Source organism: Acinetobacter sp. GG2 (assembly GCF_000292385.1).
GTDB lineage: Bacteria > Pseudomonadota > Gammaproteobacteria > Pseudomonadales > Moraxellaceae > Acinetobacter > Acinetobacter seifertii.
Genome location: NZ_ALOW01000034.1, coordinates 21,416 through 37,842, shown reverse-complemented (window position 1 = coordinate 37,842; position 16,427 = coordinate 21,416). Strand labels below are relative to the sequence as shown.

Genomic DNA, 16,427 nt, shown 5'->3' with positions numbered 1-16,427 from the left:
CTAATCAAAGTCTAATATTTGAACTTTCTTTATCCAAAACATATTTCAAATCATAAAGTACATGCTTTTCTTTGCCTAAAGCATGGAACTCTTCAACACTCATGGATTTAAACTGATTATGTGCTACCGCAATGACGATCGCATCATACAAGCCTTGTTGTAATTCTTTAATTGGCGCTAATCCATATTCGTGTTGTACTTCTGTATCATCGACCCATGGATCATATATATCTAAGTCTAAATCATATTCTTTAAGAGCTTTAATAAAGTCGACAATTTTTGTATTACGAATATCAGGACAGTTTTCTTTAAAACTAAGTCCCATCACTAAAATACGCGCGCCTACAACTTGTATTCGCTGCTTCACCATTTCTTTAATCAGCTGTGTTGCCACATGCTCACCCATTCTGTCATTTAGGCGACGTGCTGCTAAAATGATTTCTGGATGTAAGCCAATAGATTGTGCTTTATGGGTTAAATAATACGGGTCTACACCAATACAGTGCCCACCGACTAACCCTGGTCGAAATGGTAAAAAGTTCCACTTCGTTCCAGCAGCCTTTAAAACATCTTCTGTATCAATGCCTAACTTGTTAAAAATAAGAGCAAGTTCATTTATGAGAGCAATATTGACATCACGTTGTGTGTTTTCAATTACCTTGGCTGCTTCAGCTACTTTTATATTTGGCGCTTTATGAGTTCCTGCCTCAATGATGAGATTATATACCTCATCAACATAATCAGAGATTTCAGGTGTAGATCCTGATGTGATTTTTAAAATATTAGTTACTCGGTGAAGCTTATCACCTGGGTTAATTCGCTCAGGGCTATAGCCTGCAAAAAAGTCTTGATTAAACTTTAGTCCTGACACTTTTTCCAAAACAGGGATACAAACTTCTTCTGTAGCACCAGGATATACTGTCGACTCATAAACAACGATATCACCTTTTTTTAATACTTGCCCTATACTGGTAGAAGCTTTTATTAAAGGGGTTAAATCAGGTTGTTTAAAGTCATCAATCGGTGTCGGAACTGTGACTATAAAAAAATTACAATCTTTAAGATCGTCTAGATTAGTTGTATAACTTAAATGCAGTGCTTGCTTTAATTCTTCACTAGCAACCTCTAAGGTATGGTCTATTCCACTATCAAGCTCATTAATACGTTTTTGATAAATATCAAAGCCAACAACTGGAACTTTTTTTCCAAACTCAACTGCCAGGGGCAAGCCAACATAGCCTAACCCAATAATTGCTATTTTTAACTTGGCAATTTGCATATAAAACGAGCCTTTTCCCTTAGAGTTTATATCTAATAAATCATGCTTTTGGCACTTACAACGCAAAGTACTATATCAGATTTTAAGTTATACCCGAACATCAATTGTATAAATGTGTTTACAATACCGATACGGCATATTTATTAATTGAATTTAACTAATACGTTTTTGATATTTCGATTAAATGAGTTTTGCCTAAAAGTACGTCTAGATAAACTAAAACATACAAAGCTCTACGATTTTTCAGTGTCTTTTGTTCTTTTTTGAGCTAGAATCGGCTCATCCTGCGTTTAATAGGCACTTGTTACTATGCAGTGGACAATATCAATTAAAGATAAATACACAAAGGGTTGCGTGTGAAGTATTGCCAGTTTTTTTCTGTTCTTGCCTTAAGTTTAAGTGCTGCCAGTTGTGCAGTTACTTCCGGTTTACAAACTTACGATATTCCAAATGAAGGTGTGTATAAAACAGATCTCGGAACCACAGTAAATGTGGTTAAAATTACTCAAGAAACATTACCAGCAATTCAACCCGCTCAAATTGACTATAATCGTAACTACTCTGCATTATTTAAAAATCAACAGCCTATATATCATTTAAGCCCAGGTGATGTTCTATCTATTCAGCTTTGGGCCTACCCTGAAATCACACCACCAATTAGCAATATTAGTAACCAAGAATCTATTCAGGCAAATGGCTATCCTATTGATCAAAGTGGATATATACAGTTCCCTTTAGTCGGTCGCTATAAAGCAGCTGGAAAAACCTTAGCTCAAGTTAACCGTGAGTTACATAGCCAACTTGGACGTTTCTTAAAAAACCCCGATGTGGTGGTGCGTGTAATATCATATGAAGGACAGCGCTTTTCAGTACAAGGTAGTGTAACTAAAGGTGGTCAATTTTTCTTAAGCGACCAGCCTGTAAGTGTCTATACTGCTCTTGGTATGGCTGGTGGCATCACCAACTTGGGCGATAATACGTATATTCAACTTATCCGAAACGGTATAACTTATAATTTAAATACAATCGAATTAGAAAAAGCAGGTTATTCGTTACACAAACTACTTGTTCAACCGAATGATACTCTTTATGTCAGCACCCGTGAAAACCAAAAAGTCTATATTATGGGGGAAGCAGGTAAAAATCAGGCTTTACCGATGCGTGACCAAGGTATGACTTTAAGTGATGCATTAGGTGAGAGCCAAGGTCTAAATCCTCTATCTGCGAGTGCAAGTCGTATTTATGTTTTACGTACCAATCCAAATGATCGCTCAACAGAACTCTACCATTTAAATCTCATGAGTATTGGCGACTTTGGTTTAGCGAATCAATTTAAGTTACGTAGTAATGATATTATCTATGTTGATGCTACAGGCTTAACTCGCTGGCAACGTGTTGTCAACCAGATTATTCCGTTCTCAAGTGCTTTATATAACGTAGACCGTTTGGGAAAATAAACTAATGCAATTTAAAAATATTTTGGTAGTTTGTATTGGAAATATCTGCCGTAGTCCTATGGCAGAATATTTATTAAAACAGCAATATCCTCTATTAAGTATTGAATCTGCAGGCATCTCAGGTCTTACTGGTCATCAAGCCGATGAAAAAGCCTTACTCTGCATGCAACGTTTAGGCATTGATATGCAACCGCATATAGCACGTAAGCTAAATGCGGAGCATATTAAGAAAGCCGATCTTATTTTAGTTATGAGTCAAAACCAGCAAAAGCATATTGAGCAAACATGGCCTTTTGCCAAAGGCAAAACTTTTCGCTTAGGTCATTGGCAAAATAGAAATGTGCCCGATCCATACCGCCATGATCAAGCTGTGTTTGATGATACTTGTCAACTCATTCAAAAATGTGTGGCTGACTGGACACCTTATATTTAACATTTAGATATTTAAGCTTATGAACCAAAATACTAATACCGAAGATACAATTGACTTAAAAGAATTGTTTTTTTCACTCATTGCACAGTGGAAACTAATCGCCCTTTGCATTATTTTAAGCCTTGTATGTGCCTTATTATATTTACGTGCAACACCGGATACTTATTCAGTTGATGCATTGGTTCAGGTAGAAGATAGTAAGGGAGCTTCTGCTGCTTTACTAGGCGATTTATCTAATATGATTGAGCAAAAGTCGCCAGCTCAAGCAGAAATTGAAATTTTAAAATCTCGATTAGTTTTAGGCTCAGTTACAAAAAATCTAAATTTAGATGTACAAGTTTCTAGTACTGAAAATACTTTTACTCATCGCTTATTAAGTAATACTGAATATAAAACTGAATATAATGAAAAATCAGTTGTACTCAAAGATGGTGAAAAAAGTTTTGAAATCCGTCAATTCGTAGTACCTGCTTATTATTTAGATAAAAATTTACACCTGAATTTTGATAAACAATCTTTACGCTTAACAGATCCAGCAACTGAAGAAGTTATATTAACTCTTCCTCTAAATCGTATAAATCAAGTGACTGGACCACATGGTATATGGAAAGTTTCGATTTTCACTAAAGACCAATTTGATACGACTTACAATATTAGTAAATTATCATTACCCGCTGCAGTTAATGCGATTAGTTCAAATTATTCGGTTGCCGAACGTGGTAAATTAACTGGTATTCTAGGTTTAAATTATCAAGGTCAAGATCAGGAACATATTACTAAAGTTTTAAATGCGATTTTGGCTACTTACAGCGCACAAAATATTGAACGTCGCTCAGCTGAAACTGCTCAAACCTTAAAGTTTTTGGATGAACAACTTCCAACTCTAAAGAAACAGCTTGATGATGCGGAGCGTCAATTTAACAAATTTCGTCAACAATACAACACAGTTGATGTAACTAAAGAGTCTGAGCTTTACTTAACTCAAAGTGTTACTTTAGAAACTCAAAAATCTGAGCTTCAGCAAAAACAAGCTGAAATGGCAGCAAAATATACCGCTGAGCACCCAGCGATGCGTGAAATTAATGGGCAGCTTGCAGCCGTTAATAAACAAATTGCTGAGTTAAATAGCACATTAAAACAATTACCCGATTTACAACGTCAATACCTTCAGTTATATCGTGAAGTAGAAGTAAAAACTCAACTCTATACAGCACTCTTAAACTCTTATCAGCAACTACGAATTGCAAAAGCTGGTGAGATCGGAAATGTCCGTATTGTTGATACTGCTGTTGAACCAATTAAACCAATTAAACCGCAAAAACTTCAAATTTTGATTCTTTCATTATTTTTGGGCGGCTTTATTGGTACTCTTATTGCATTACTTCGCAATATGCTTCGTACTGGTATTAAGGATTCCGGACAAATTGAAAATGAACTGGATTTACCTGTATACGCAACTGTACCACGTTCGCCAATTCAAGAAAGTCGTATCAAAATTTTAAAGAAGAAAAAGAATATTCCTATTCTTGCTGTTAAAAATAGTGATGATATTGCAATTGAAAGCTTACGCAGTATCCGTACAGCCATCCACTTTGCATTAACAAATGCAAAAAACAATATCATTATGATTGCAGGCCCTTCACCAGAAGTAGGTAAATCATTTATTTCGACCAACCTTGCAACTATTTTCGCACAAGGCGACAAACGAGTACTCTTGATTGATGCCGATATGCGCCGTGGTTATATGCATAAATACTTCGATGTCGATGTAAAACCTGGTCTTTCTGAACTGTTAAGTGGACAAGCTAATTTATCACAAGTATTACATAAAACCCAAGTTGCGAATCTTGATGTGATTACTCGTGGTAAGAGTCCTACAAATCCTTCAGAGATTTTAGGTTCTAAACAATTTAAGGAATTACTTGAACAGCTACAAAGTCAATATGACCACATTATTATTGATACTCCACCAGTACTTGCAGTAACTGATGGTATTATTATTTCACAATATACTGGTGTGAACTTAATTGTTGCTCGCTACGCCAAGTCACAAATGAAAGAGCTTGAATTAACGCTAAACCGTTTCGAACAAGCTGGTGTTAAAGTCAACGGCTTTATTCTTAATGATATTCAACGTGCTAGTGCAGGTTATGGCTATGGTTATAATTACGCCTATGCCTATAAAGCACAAAAAGAAGACTAAGTTTCAAGTTTTCATAAAACCGGATCAAGTGATCCGGTTTTTTTATTTAATTTTTTTAAGTTTCACCAAATTAAAACTAACTAAAATATATAAAAAAACCACTCGTTTTTTTTGTTAAACATTCTATGCTTAAGTCGAAGCATGCTAAGATCGAAGCAGCCTTTTAGACTCAAATGATTATTTTTGGAACCTTTTATGAGTAAAGCCTTACCCATTGCTGTCGCTGTAGTTTTAGGCGGTGCTGCACTTGTACCTGTATATTATGCAACTCAACATCCGACCACAGAAGTTGGACGTAAAGCAGACAAAAATGCTTCTCCAATTCAAAAAATCAGTTATGTGCTTGGGTATGAGGTTGCGCAACAAACTCCTCCAGAACTGGATACAAAGGCATTTGTTCAAGGGATCCATGATGCTCGTAGCAAACAGCCAAGTGCTTATACTCAAGAAGATTTAAAAGCAGCTGTTGCAGCTTATGAAAAAGAGTTACAACAAAAAATGCAGCACCCAGCTAAACCAGCGCAAGCAGGCACATCTGCTGAATCTGCAGATGCACAATTCCTTGCTGAAAACAAAACAAAAGCTGGGGTAAAAACTACTGCATCAGGTTTGCAATATATCATTACTAAAGAAGGTACTGGTAAGCAGCCAACAGCACAGTCTGTTGTTAAAGTTCATTATGAAGGTCGTTTAATTAACGGTCAGGTTTTTGATAGTTCTTATAAACGTGGTCAACCTATCGAGTTCCCTCTTAATCAGGTGATTCCAGGATGGACTGAAGGTCTTCAACTTATGAAAGAAGGCGGAAAAGCGACTTTCTTTATTCCATCAAACCTTGCATATGGTCCACAAGAAGTTCCAGGGATCCCAGCAAACAGTACACTGATTTTTGATGTAGAACTCATTTCAGTGAAATAATAACAATCCAGGAGAGTAATTATACTCTCCTGTTTTTTGGAAAATGGCATGAAAAAAATTAGTTTGGTTATTGCAGCTTCAACAATGAGCTTATCTGTTCTTGCTGCCACACCGATAACAAATAAAAGCCCAGCAAAAGATCAGTTTAGCTATAGTTATGGCTATTTAATGGGACGTAATAATACTGATGCATTAACAGATTTAAATCTTGATATCTTTTATCAAGGTCTTCAAGAAGGTGCTCAGAACAAGTCAGCACGCCTCACTGATGAAGAAATGGCGAAAGCGATTAATGAGTATAAAAAAACTTTAGAAGCTAAACAGCTCGTTGAATTTCAAAAGCAAGGACAACAAAATGCCCAAGCTGGGGCTGCTTTTCTGGCGGAAAATGCTAAGAAATCTGGTGTGATTACAACAAAATCAGGTTTGCAATATCAAGTTTTAAAAGAAGGTTCTGGTAAAACACCTAAAGCTACTTCTCGTGTAAAAGTGAACTATGAAGGCCGTTTACTCGACGGAACTGTCTTTGACAGTTCAATTGCACGTAATCACCCTGTCGATTTCCAGTTGAATCAGGTGATTACAGGCTGGACAGAAGGCTTACAAACGATGAAAGAAGGCGGTAAAACCCGTTTCTTTATTCCAGCTAAACTTGCTTATGGTGAAGTAGGCGCTGGTGATAGTATTGGTCCAAATAGTACTTTAATTTTTGATATTGAATTACTACAAGTTTTGCCAAAATAAGTTTTTTTAAGATCAAAAAAAAGCGATCATTTAAGATCGCTTTTTTATTTTAATGTTTTAAATCTCTTGGTCTAAAACCTGTAATCAGTAAGCCCATTAAGTAAGCGATTACACCTACTACGCATAGACCTGCGACCTCAGCAATACGGATCCATTGAGAAAGTTCACCATTATACCAATTTAACCCAAACCAAAGCACTGCAATCATAGCAAGGTTTGCTAAACCATATTGAAGAGCTAGTTTTTTCCAATGTGAGCCAAATCGGAAAATATTACGCTTATGTAGATAGAAGTAGAGCAAACCAGCATTTACCAAAGCTGAGCCAGAAGATGCCAATGCAAGCGCCATATGCTCAGCATGCCAATTGATCAGTTTAAAGAATCCAATAAATACAACGTTTAAAATGGCATTTGCGGCAACTGACATTAAACCTACACGTACTGGTGTTTTAGTATCTTGCTGCGCATAGAAGCCTGGTGCAAACACCTTAATGAGCATAAAAGAAATTACACCAGCACTCATACATTGCAATGCAAGTGCTGTCATTTGAGTATCACGTAGGTCAAACTCGCCACGTTGGAATAAAGCCTGAATAATCGGTGTAGAAAGCATAAATAAGGCGATACTTGCTGGCAAACCAACCAACACAATAACTCTTGCTGCCCAGTCGATCATGCCGCGGAACTTTTCCTGATCTTGCTCAGCATGACGTGCTGAAAGCGAAGGTAAAATCACTGTACCAATGGCAACACCGATTAAACCTAAAGGTAGCTCAGTCATACGCTCTGCACTGTAGAGCCAAGATACCGAACCGTCTTGCATGAAAGAGGCCCAAATCGTATTTAACAATAGGTTAATCTGAGTCACAGACACACCAAATAATGCTGGAAGCATTAATTTTAAAATACGCTCTACACCCTCGTGTTTAAAATCAACTTTGGGTGGAATCAGTAAGTTTTTACGCCATAATTCAGGAATTTGTATGGCTAACTGTAAAATACCTGCTGCGACAACAGACCATCCTAATGCTTTAATAGGCTCAGCCATATATGGGGTAAGCCACCATGCTCCTGCAATCATTGCGACATTGAGCAAAACAGGCGAAAAGGCTGGGGAAGCAAAAGAACCATAACTGTTTAAGATACTGCTGGCAAAAGCAGTCAGTGACATAAACATTAAATATGGAATAGTCAGACGGAACATGCTGACCGCTAAATCGAATTTTTCAGGGTCATTATGGAAACCCGGCGCATACATATAGATGATTGCTGGTGCCAAAACCATAGCCACGAAAGTGAGTAAAGTCATGACCATAAGCAAACAACCAAATACCCGACTAATCAAGATTTGAACTTCAGCATGTAATCGGCCTGTTTTATATTCGGTTAGTACCGGAATAAAAGCTTGCGAGAAAGCTCCTTCTGCAAATAACCTTCGAAAGAAATTGGGAATACGAAAAGCAACGACAAAGGTATCGAAATCTTTACCCGCACCAAACACATTGAGCAATACGACATCTCGTACTAAACCCAATACCCGTGACAACATCGTCATCGCACTGACAATAAAAGTCGATCGCCACAATGCCATCGTACTCACCTACAGCTATATATTCGAAAGTCGCTATTGTAATGAAACTAGAAAATCTTTTCGTTGTGAAATGATGAATGAACTCAAGTTTTTTTCTGTGCTAGCAGTTGTCTAAAGTGCTGCCATTTAAAATAAGGTCCCGGATCGGTTTTTCGGCCCGGTGCAATATCTGAATGTCCTGCAATATGGTTTTTAATTTCTGGATAAGCTTGACGAATAGCGGCAACCACATCAGTTAGTACACTGTACTGTACTTCTTCAAAAGGCAAGTCATCACTTCCTTCAAGTTCAATACCAATTGAATAATCATTGCACTCAACTTTAGCTAAATAACTCGAACGCCCTGCATGCCATGCCCGATCATTAAAGCTAACAAACTGTAGGACTTCCCCACTACGTAAAATCAGCAAATGCGTAGAAACCTGCATCCCCTCAATAGTTTGAAAATAGGGGTGAACCGACCAATCTAATTTATTTTGAAAAAACTGCTCAATATACCCACCTCCAAATTGAGATGGCGGCAAGCTAATATTATGAACCACAATCATTTGAATTTCGGTACCAGTCGGACGCTGGTTAAAATTTGGAGAAGGGACTTGTCTCGCCCCTTTTAATTGTCCATCTATAACTTCATACGGTGTGATTTTCTTCATTGAAGTGCCAATAAATTGCTTGCCAATTGTTTTAGTTTAAAACAGTTATGTGCTTTTCAAAGTAGTCAGCACGATTGTTTATCGCGATTAAACACATAAAACAGCTTATTTTTAAAGTCGACGGTGCTAATATATCGCAAGTTTTAGGGTCATCGACAAAATGGAAACCGTATGAGCATACCTCAGTCTTTGCTTGAACAGTCAATTCAAATCAATATTCAACAAGCATTACAAGAAGATATTGGGGACGGTGACATTACCGCTATGCTCACGCCTGAAGATGAGCAGGCAACCGCGACCATCATTAGCCGTGAAGATATGGTTTTAGCTGGACAGCCGTGGGTAAATGCACTCATCTCAGCTTATGACAATACTGTACAGGTAACTTGGTTAAAACAAGAAGGTGACCGTGTTGCTGCAAATGAAGCCTTTTTAAAGCTTGCTGGTTCTGCACGTAGCTTACTGACGGTAGAGCGCCCTGCTTTAAACTTTATTCAAACTTTGTCTGCTGTTGCAACAAAAACTGCTGAATATGTTCAGCATCTTGAAGGTTTAAATACAAAACTTCTTGATACACGTAAAACTTTACCGGGTTTACGTATTGCACAAAAATATGCGGTTGCTATTGGCGGCGGACAAAACCATCGTCTTGGTTTATTTGATGCGTTCTTAATTAAAGAAAACCATATTATGGCAGCTGGTGGTATTGCTCAAGCAATTGCAAAAGCACATCAAATTGCACCAGGCAAACCAGTTGAAGTCGAAGTTGAAACTTGGGATGAGCTCAACCAAGCACTTGAGGCTGGCGCGGACATTGTTATGCTAGACAACTTCAGCCAACAGCAAATGATTGATGCCGTAAAGCATGTAGCTGGACGTTGTAAACTCGAAGCTTCTGGCAATATCACCATTGAAAACTTGCGTGAAGTAGCAACTACTGGTGTCGACTATATTTCTATGGGTGTCCTGACTAAAGACGTCAGAGCTGTTGATTTATCTATGCGTTTTAATGCTTAAATAAAATCCACATCGTTATTGGTTTGTTTCTGCGACTTAGTTATGTCTGCCGCTTGTGTTTTTTGCCATGCTGACTGAGTCGCTTGTGCCCCGTTATCTCGTGGGTCGGCAGCCATTAAAACAAAAGTAACTACTGCTAATAATACAATAAAACCTTGTAGCATAAATTTTCCCCATCACTTTTAAAAATTCAGGGTTTCAAGGTAAAAGATAAATATGACCAAGCTTAGGAGATTCTGTTACAAAAGGTAAGTCTTTATTTTTATTATTCATCTATACGACAGCATCTTCCCACATAATATTTTATATCAATACCCTAATCCCTTTATTTACTATGGTGACAGGTGACATGGATGTCACCGTTTCTCTGTGTTACAGGGAAGTAACATCAGAGAAACAGAGGTTTTTGTCACTTTTGACCTTTCAAAAGTGAGGAAAGCCTATACAACATCTATTTGAATTACATGTGATATGAGGCTGTGCTTTTTGATCAAAGTCATCTGAATTAACTTTAGATAATAATCCCAATTCAGGCTATATGACTTAAGACTCTAAATAACCCATATATGGGTCAGAAATCGAATCTTCTTGAGTTTCTATACGTCCTGCAAAACGGCGACTAAACGTTGCATCATCAGCTAATGTCACCGTAAAGTCATACCAACCACCAAATTCAGACATATCCCAAACTAATTCTTTTTCAGAACTATTCGTCTCGATAGTCCATGTCTTACTTGGAAGGTAAGCATTTGCTTTAACGTTAAGTTTGACTGACTTATTGCCGTCGTGACGAACCTTTAAATACAAATTCGCATCACACTCTTCCACACATACTCTAATTTCCGGTAACGCTTGAGTTTGGTTGGCTTGGCTCAAATTACCTTTAAATGCACGGTGGAAACCATTTGGCCCAAGTACCCATAAATCGTACTGTCCATTTATAGTATTCCACACATCATCAAGCTGTTTACCCGCCTCAACCATATAGCGACGAGGAGCTACTGTAAGATCTAATCGATTATAGACATGGAAAACGGCTGCTTGTTTACCCGTATTAGAGAACATCAATTTAACTGTTTTTTGAGTGGCATCAACTTTGGCACTGGTATGCAAAATATATGGCAAAGCACGTGATGGTCGAATCCCCATTTCCTGCTGAGGAAATTGCTGCTGGCTCGGTACAGGAACTTGTGGCAATAAAGCTTGAGCAACACGAATCGCATCGGCTTCGGCTTTGGTTTTCTTGCCATCTAGTTCAGCAACAGGCAAAAGGTTCGGTGTTTTAAAATTAAATGCTGTCGTTAAATCACCACATACGGCGCGGCGGTATGGGCTAATGTTAGGTTCTTGTATACCAAAGCGTTTTTCTAAAAACTGTAAAATAGAAGTATGGTCAAAGACTTGAGAGTTTACCCAGCCACCACGGCTCCACGGTGAAATCACATACATAGGAACACGCACACCCGGCCCATACACTCGACCATCTGGCTTAGGTTGAGATTTTGAAGTCGCTACTGCTGGATGATTAAAGTATTCATAAGATACTTGCTGATCGGTTAAAGTTGTTTTTCCATATACAACGCCATTTATATCTTTAGATGGCGCACTCGGTGAAGGAACATGGTCGAAGAAACCATCATTTTCATCGAAGTTTACCAATAAAACAGTTTGGCTCCACAACTCAGCGTTTTCAGTTAAAGCATTTAATACTTCCTGAATATACCAAGCGCCCTGTACAGGACTAGATGGCCCAGGGTGCTCACTATAATTTGCTGGAGCAACTAACCAACTCACTTGCGGTAATTTACCTTGTGCAATATCAGCTTTAAAAGTTCCTAAAAAACCACCGTCTGGCATGGTATTAGCAATACCTTTATAAAGTGGCTGTGTTGCATCGATTTTTTCATCGTATGCTGGGCATGTTGGGGTGTCATTACTGACCGGTTGACCAGATTGCTCGTTAGCACGGCGATATTGCTTGAAACCAGCTAAAGGGTTATCGGTAAAGTTATCTGGCATATTTTGATAAACTTTCCATGTCACGCCAGCCTGCTGTAAACGCTCAGGATACGTCGCCCATTCATAACCTTCTGTTGATGATCCAATCCCATCAAATTCGTTGACCACACTGGCTACACCTGCACCTGTAGGGCCATTCGTTCCAGTCCAGATAAATTTACGGTTCGGGTTAGTCCCTGCATGCATAGCGCAGTGGTAGGCATCACAAATGGTAAAAGCGTTGGCTAAAGCAAACTGATATTCAACTTCTTGCTTTTTATAGTAGCCCATCGACTGCGGTTTTTTATAAGCAACCCAATCACTCATGCGACCATTGTCCCAAGCTGCTTGGCCATCAGACCATGAGTGGGGTGTACCTGAAACACGCTGAGCATTTCCTAAACGGCTGTCGAGATGGTAAGGCAAAACTTTATTTTTCTTAGCATCGTATTGCTCCCAGACCTTACGACTTTCTGTCATTGGAATGGTAAAGCGGTCACCAAAACCACGCACACCTTTTAACGTTCCAAAATAATTATCAAACGAGCGGTTTTCCTGAGTCAAAATCACAATGTGTTTAACATCTTGAATAGTTCCACTTTCAACTTTGGCATCGATAGCCAGCGCTTTTTGAATACTTAGCGGGAAACTTGCCAGAGCAGCAGTCCCAAACATAGTTTTTGTAGAATTTAAAAGAAATTCGCGACGATTCATTTTTTCATCCTTAATTTTTATTATGGTGCACAGTGCATTTTGCAATTACTGGTTGGCGGTGTTGTTGGCGATGAATTATCTGAGTTGTTGTCATCGTTACAAGCACTGAGCATAAGCGCTAAAGATGTAATAAATAAAAGTGAAAGTTTTCGCATCATTTTTTTCCAAACGGTTTAAATGCGAACTACTAATAAAGCGTAAAAGTGACAGGCAAGTGATGTTTTTATGTCGATTTGATGAAGGCATAAAAAAACGCATCCGAAGATGCGTTTTTTAGATAACTTGAAATTACCAGCCTAAAGCTTCTTGTTGCTTTTTAATCAGCTCAGCAATTCCTTTTTCTGCCATTTCTAACATGGCATTGCTTTGCGCACGAGTAAACGGTTTATCTTCGGCTGTACCTTGAATTTCAATAAACTCGCCCGCTTGTGTCATTACTACGTTTAAGTCAGTTTGACAGTTCGAATCTTCTTCATAGCAAAGATCAAGAAGTACTTCATCTTGATACATACCCACAGAAATTGCAGCAACTAAGCCTTTAAGCGGATCATGCTTAATTTTTTTCTGTGCAAGTAAAACATTCATCGCATCAACCAATGCTACAGCAGCACCAGTGATTGATGCAGTACGTGTACCGCCATCAGCCTGAATTACATCGCAGTCGATGGTAATGGTATTTTCACCAAGCTTTTTCAAATCAACCATCGCACGTAAGCTACGGCCAATAAGGCGTTGGATTTCTTGAGTACGACCAGTTTGTTTACCACGAGCAGCTTCACGGTCACAACGAGAATGTGTTGAACGCGGTAACATACCATACTCTGCTGTTACCCAGCCTTGACCTTGGCCTTTTAAAAAGCGTGGCACTGAGTTATCAATGCTTGCAGTACAAAGGACTTTGGTGTGACCAAATTCGACCAGCACAGAACCTTCAGCATAACGGGTGTAGTTTCGTGTAATTTTCACTTCACGTAATTGGTCTAATGCACGTTGGTCAATACGCATAATCCTTCCTAACTTCTCTTAAATACAAACTTGGGCATAGTATAGCAAAGGATTTTGACAGGTTGAGTTTATTCCCTACTTTGAAATGTAAGTCTGCACTTTTCATGAGTTAAAAATAAAAATAGCCCCTAAAAAGGAGCTATTTTGGATTAACTGAGATTATGCAAATTTAAATTTTGCTTTTAACTTTTCTAATGTCTGCATCACTTTTCCAGTGGTATGGTTTGGCAATGAACATTTTGCTAAACGTACCCATACACTCCAGAACTGGCGCATAAAGCTCGCTTCGTTGTAGTGAATACCATATTCTGTGCAAAGCGCCTTAATTTTCGGTGCCACTTCTTTATAGCGGTTGGCAGGCATATCTGGGAATAAGTGGTGTTCAATTTGATGACTTAAGTTACCACTCAGAAAATGAAGCCATTCTGTCCCACTAAAATTACTCGAACCACGAATCTGGCGTAAATACCACTCTGCCTTAGTTTCAGTGTCGGTATTATCCGGCTCAAACGTTTCTGCATCTTCAGTAAAATGACCATTAAAGATCACGGCAGATGACCACAAGTTACGAATAATATTGGCAACTACATTTCCTGCAAAAACTGGTAAAAACATAGGACCAGAGATCACAGGGAAAAACACATAGTCTTTTAAAACTTGGCGTGTGGCTTTTTTACGGACTTTAGCCGAGTCTTTCCAAACCTGTTTCCAGCTCTTGGTTTTATAAACTAATGCATCTTCAAGATGTAAGTTTTGTACACCTACATACCATTCAAAGAAAAACATTAACTGTAGACCGAGTGGAATATTAAACAGGTGACGAGGTTCCCACTTTTGTTGGTCACTTACTCGTAAAAGGCCATAACCCACATCATGGTCTTTACCTACAATATTGGTATAGGTATGGTGCACATAGTTATGTGTTTCACGCCAGTCATCCCCCGATGCAATGGTATCCCAATCGTAAGTATTACCGTTCAGGCTTGGTTCATTTAACCAATCAAACTGACCATGCATAACGTTATGACCAAGTTCCATATTTTCTACAATTTTAGAAATGCCTAATAAGCCTGTTCCCAATAACCAGACAGGTGGAATCCAGCCACCAAACATCAACATGCCACGCGATGCGATTTCGGTATAGCGAACAAAATTACGCACTTTGTAGATATATTTTGCGTCGTGTTCACCAAGACTTTGCATCACTTCTTGACGAATCTGTTCAACACGGCGACCAAACTCTTCAGTCTGTTCAGGTGTTAAATGAGCAGATTTAGAAACGGTAGAAAATTCTAATGCCATATTCATAGGGTTAATCCTCTTTAATTCTTTTTATAGATCAATCGTGACTGGGCTTAATGCCTGGCTCACGCATAGTTTAATTGGACGGTTCGGTTGATCTTCAATTTCACCTGTTAACAGGTTTTGAGTCACTCCGCTTACCTTGGTACAACTGCATTTATTGCAGACACCCATACGGCAACCATGTTGCGGACGTAGTCCTGCTTGCTCTGCACTGCTCAGTAAATTTGTTTCAGCTAAAAACTCGTGTTGGGCACGGCGGAAAATAACAGGCTGTGCGGTATGGGTTCCAGTCACTTGAAGTGGTTGGAAATATTCTTGGTGAAGCTGAGACTGAGCACCTTTTTGTGTATAAATTTCATTCGCCTGCTGCATCATGCCGTGGTGTCCACACACATAGGTCGCAGTCTGCGCAAAGTCAGGAACCAGCTTTTCTAGCAGGCTTTCAGTTAAATGCTGCTTTTGCTCGGTAGTATTAAAAAAATGATACTGAAGCTGTGGGTACTGCTCTGCCAAAGCTTTTAATTCAGCATGAAAAATTTCCGCACGATTAAAATAAATCACATGAATTTGTTCAAGCTGCTGTTTCAAAGCTTGCTGCAAAAGTGAATAAATTGCAGTAATGCCACTACCTGACGCGATTAAAATCGCAGGTTGTTGACCTTGATGCAAAGTAAAATCACCTTGTGGCTGTGAAATCTCAACACACTCACCCACATGTAACAGTTGAGCTGCACGAGACACCAAGCCTTGTACTTTAATACCTAAAACAATTTCACCTCGAGTGGTTACTTCAATAATTGAATAACTACGCTGTTGATAAACGCCATCGATAAGTAACGTCAGTAAAATACTTTGGCCCGCACAAACCTGATCGAAATTAAAATTACGATTCGGTTTAAGCTTGATCAGCACCATATCGGTATGAAGTGGCTGAACTGCGGTAACTTCTGCAAGTACCCTTTTCCAAGCCCAAGACACATTAATTTTTTGCAAAACAAAATCAACGAAATCTTCTCGAACCCAATGTGGTTGATAGTTAAGTGTTGCGTTCATACGTTCCTCTTTTGTTTCTGGCTATTTATTTGAGTGAACACATGTTCGTATAGTGAA

At 38.6% G+C, this 16,427-nt stretch carries 15 protein-coding genes; 6 read left to right on the top strand and 9 right to left on the bottom strand.

The window, feature by feature from the left end:
• Nucleotides 1-4: 4 nt before the first annotated feature.
• Complete coding sequence (tviB, locus tag B554_RS0109835; protein ID WP_019457914.1) at nucleotides 5-1,279, bottom strand: Vi polysaccharide biosynthesis UDP-N-acetylglucosamine C-6 dehydrogenase TviB; 1,275 nt, start codon at nucleotides 1,277-1,279, stop codon at nucleotides 5-7.
• A gap of 356 nt (nucleotides 1,280-1,635) precedes the next feature.
• Between tviB and B554_RS0109830 the strand changes: the two genes are divergently transcribed.
• The 5 genes from B554_RS0109830 to B554_RS0109810 all read left to right on the top strand — a co-directional run bounded on the left by B554_RS0109830 (nucleotide 1,636) and on the right by B554_RS0109810 (nucleotide 7,034).
• Nucleotides 1,636-2,736: a polysaccharide biosynthesis/export family protein gene (locus tag B554_RS0109830; protein ID WP_019457913.1), complete on the top strand. Its 1,101-nt coding sequence runs from the start codon at nucleotides 1,636-1,638 to the stop codon at nucleotides 2,734-2,736.
• 4 nt (nucleotides 2,737-2,740) lie between these two features.
• The gene (locus tag B554_RS0109825) at nucleotides 2,741-3,169 is read left to right on the top strand and encodes a low molecular weight protein-tyrosine-phosphatase (RefSeq protein WP_019457912.1); all 429 of its coding nucleotides are present in this window, start codon (nucleotides 2,741-2,743) and stop codon (nucleotides 3,167-3,169) included.
• A 19-nt stretch (nucleotides 3,170-3,188) separates the two neighbouring features.
• A complete protein-coding gene (locus tag B554_RS0109820; RefSeq protein WP_019457911.1) occupies nucleotides 3,189-5,372 on the top strand; it encodes a polysaccharide biosynthesis tyrosine autokinase in 2,184 nt (727 codons plus the stop codon).
• 195 nt (nucleotides 5,373-5,567) lie between these two features.
• Complete coding sequence (locus B554_RS0109815) at nucleotides 5,568-6,290, top strand: FKBP-type peptidyl-prolyl cis-trans isomerase (protein WP_019457910.1); 723 nt, start codon at nucleotides 5,568-5,570, stop codon at nucleotides 6,288-6,290.
• A 48-nt stretch (nucleotides 6,291-6,338) separates the two neighbouring features.
• A complete protein-coding gene (locus tag B554_RS0109810) occupies nucleotides 6,339-7,034 on the top strand; it encodes an FKBP-type peptidyl-prolyl cis-trans isomerase (RefSeq protein ID WP_019457909.1) in 696 nt (231 codons plus the stop codon).
• 49 nt (nucleotides 7,035-7,083) lie between these two features.
• Here B554_RS0109810 and murJ read toward each other — a convergent pair whose 3' ends face one another.
• Both murJ and ampD read right to left on the bottom strand, forming a co-directional pair.
• Nucleotides 7,084-8,634, bottom strand: a complete 1,551-nt coding sequence (gene murJ, locus B554_RS0109805) for a murein biosynthesis integral membrane protein MurJ (protein ID WP_171057788.1) — start codon at nucleotides 8,632-8,634, stop codon at nucleotides 7,084-7,086.
• Nucleotides 8,635-8,708: 74 nt separating this feature from the next.
• Entirely contained in the window at nucleotides 8,709-9,278 is a 570-nt protein-coding gene (gene ampD, locus B554_RS0109800) for a 1,6-anhydro-N-acetylmuramyl-L-alanine amidase AmpD (protein ID WP_019457907.1), read from the bottom strand.
• 171 nt (nucleotides 9,279-9,449) lie between these two features.
• On the opposite strand from ampD, the gene nadC reads away from it, so the two are divergent.
• Entirely contained in the window at nucleotides 9,450-10,295 is an 846-nt protein-coding gene (gene nadC / locus B554_RS0109795; protein ID WP_019457906.1) for a carboxylating nicotinate-nucleotide diphosphorylase, read from the top strand.
• On the opposite strand, the gene B554_RS0109790 is transcribed toward nadC, so the two are convergent.
• The 6 genes from B554_RS0109790 to B554_RS0109770 all read right to left on the bottom strand — a co-directional run bounded on the left by B554_RS0109790 (nucleotide 10,292) and on the right by B554_RS0109770 (nucleotide 16,370).
• Nucleotides 10,292-10,459 carry a hypothetical protein gene (locus B554_RS0109790; protein ID WP_004706093.1) on the bottom strand — a complete coding sequence of 56 codons (168 nt, stop codon included), beginning with the start codon at nucleotides 10,457-10,459 and terminating at the stop codon, nucleotides 10,292-10,294. The two genes, nadC and B554_RS0109790, sit on opposite strands and share 4 nt — an antisense overlap.
• 379 nt (nucleotides 10,460-10,838) lie before the next feature.
• Nucleotides 10,839-13,007, bottom strand: a complete 2,169-nt coding sequence (locus tag B554_RS0109785) for a phosphocholine-specific phospholipase C (RefSeq protein ID WP_019457905.1) — start codon at nucleotides 13,005-13,007, stop codon at nucleotides 10,839-10,841.
• A gap of 20 nt (nucleotides 13,008-13,027) precedes the next feature.
• Nucleotides 13,028-13,162, bottom strand: a complete 135-nt coding sequence (locus B554_RS19235) for a hypothetical protein (protein WP_264653691.1) — start codon at nucleotides 13,160-13,162, stop codon at nucleotides 13,028-13,030.
• Between the two features lie 133 nt (nucleotides 13,163-13,295).
• The gene (gene rph, locus B554_RS0109780) at nucleotides 13,296-14,012 is read right to left on the bottom strand and encodes a ribonuclease PH (protein ID WP_004706096.1); all 717 of its coding nucleotides are present in this window, start codon (nucleotides 14,010-14,012) and stop codon (nucleotides 13,296-13,298) included.
• A 159-nt stretch (nucleotides 14,013-14,171) separates the two neighbouring features.
• Nucleotides 14,172-15,314 carry a fatty acid desaturase family protein gene (locus tag B554_RS0109775; protein ID WP_081400354.1) on the bottom strand — a complete coding sequence of 381 codons (1,143 nt, stop codon included), beginning with the start codon at nucleotides 15,312-15,314 and terminating at the stop codon, nucleotides 14,172-14,174.
• Nucleotides 15,315-15,344: 30 nt separating this feature from the next.
• Complete coding sequence (locus B554_RS0109770) at nucleotides 15,345-16,370, bottom strand: ferredoxin reductase (protein ID WP_019457903.1); 1,026 nt, start codon at nucleotides 16,368-16,370, stop codon at nucleotides 15,345-15,347.
• Between the last annotated feature and the right edge of the window lie 57 nt (nucleotides 16,371-16,427).